The sequence below is a fragment of the Colwellia marinimaniae genome, from assembly GCF_002207865.1.
Taxonomy (GTDB): Bacteria; Pseudomonadota; Gammaproteobacteria; order Enterobacterales; family Alteromonadaceae; genus Colwellia; species Colwellia marinimaniae.
Window position 1 is genome coordinate 1 of record NZ_BDQM01000097.1, and the last position, 843, is coordinate 843.

At 40.0% G+C, this 843-nt stretch carries 1 protein-coding gene; it reads left to right on the forward strand.

Going from position 1 to position 843, the window contains the following annotated elements:
• The coding region (locus MTCD1_RS18320) for an IS91 family transposase (protein WP_197410334.1) at nt 1-564 on the forward strand (564 nt) is incomplete at its 5' end.
• Between the last annotated feature and the right edge of the window lie 279 nt (nt 565-843).

Here is an 843-nt window from a genome sequence, read left to right on the forward strand (position 1 = left end):
GATAAAAAACACAAGTGTTGGAAGAAAAAAACGGGAACGTACCTGTTTAACGCGAATAACTTAGCAAAAGTATTTCGAGGTAAATTTATCGAAAAGATGTGTAATGCGCATTATTACTTACCCTCGAATACACCCACCTCTTGGGTGAGTGATTGTCAGTATGCTGGTAAAGGGGATAGTGCCTTAACCTATCTGGCCAGATACCTTTATCGTGGGGTGGTGAGCGAAAAAAATATCTTGTCACTGACAAATGGCCAAGTAACGTTTCAATACCAAGAAAGTAACACCAAGGAGTTTACAACCATAACGGAGCCAGCGACGGAATTTTTATGGCGAGTGCTGCAACATGTTTTGCCGAGAGGTTTTCGACGAACACGAAACTATGGCTTTTTACATGGCAATGCTAAACAAACATTACATTGGTTACAGTTAATGCTAAAAGTTGTACTGCCGCCCATCGTAATATCGGATAAAAAAGGCGTCTGCTGCCCTCACTGTAAGACGATAATGACCTTAGCTCTAATACGAATAGGGCATCGAATTATTAGTGGCCAGTCGATTTAAAACAAGGAGGTGCTTAAGCAGAGGGAATTGTTGCGTGCTAAATATTAACTAACCGAGGGTTTTAACAACAAGAGAAAATATAGGGTGAGTGACGATATTACCAAACTCAGTTTAGTGATAATGGCTAAGTTTGGCCTGAAGTTTACCCATAACAAAACCACCAAAACACCGCCAACCTCAATTTTATTTATTTACTTATAAAGAGTACTCATCAATATCGGGCTTGTTCAACAACAGGATCAAGTTGCGGCTGCGCGCAACCTATCCTTTATTTATTAT